Origin of the sequence: Methylobacterium aquaticum (assembly GCF_001043915.1) — a bacterium.
Lineage (GTDB): Bacteria > Pseudomonadota > Alphaproteobacteria > Rhizobiales > Beijerinckiaceae > Methylobacterium > Methylobacterium aquaticum.
Map to the genome: position 1 here is coordinate 1 of NZ_LABX01000324.1, position 717 is coordinate 717.

Annotated in this window: 1 protein-coding gene; it reads right to left on the reverse strand. The window is 66.2% G+C overall.

Translation table 11 applies throughout. The features are described from left to right. Positions 1-218: 218 nt before the first annotated feature. A partial coding sequence (locus VP06_RS31110) for an IS6 family transposase (RefSeq protein WP_048467695.1) occupies positions 219-717 on the reverse strand: 499 nt, incomplete at its 5' end.

Genomic DNA, 717 nt, shown 5'->3' on the forward strand with positions numbered 1-717 from the left:
TCCTGTCACACGAAAAATCGTAAAAGCGGATTTCTTGGGTCCGGCCCCTTCAGTCACGCCCAGGGCGGAACGTACGGGTCCTGGTCCCAGCCAACGAGGCCGGGACGCGGCGGGCGTGGGCACCGCGCCCGCCGCCGCGGCACACGCACAAAAGCCCGACGGATAGGCTTGTCGCAAACTCGGGTTCAGGCAGCAGAAGGGGGCTACCCGCCCCGCTTTCACGCTTTGTTCGCGATGGGAAGTCCGAAGCAGGTAGCAAGCAGCTGGTTCTGTTCCCCAACGGTCCACGTGCCCGCGAACCCGAAGCCCTTGCGCAGCCACAGCATCGCTTCGAAGCCCTGGATCGTGCGCCGCGCCGTGTGGAACGAGCGGAACCCGCCCACTCGAGGCATCGCCCGCTTGACCCGGAAGTGGTCGCTCTCGATCCCCTGCTGCAGGTGCTTGGTGACGTGGTGGATGGGCGTGCGTGGCAGCAGACCCGCCTTGCGGCTCTCGGTGATCGCGGGCGGGTACGGACTGGCTCCATCGGCGCCGATCCGGTCAGGCGCGAGAAGCGGCTGATCCTGCAGCATCTTACGAAAGAAGCGCTTAGCCGCATTGAGGCCGCGGTTGGCGGTGAGCAGGAAGTCGGCCGCCTCGCCGTACTTGTCGATGGCCCGGTACAGGTACCGCCACTGGCCCCGCACCTTGATGTAGGTCTCGTCGATCCGGACGGAG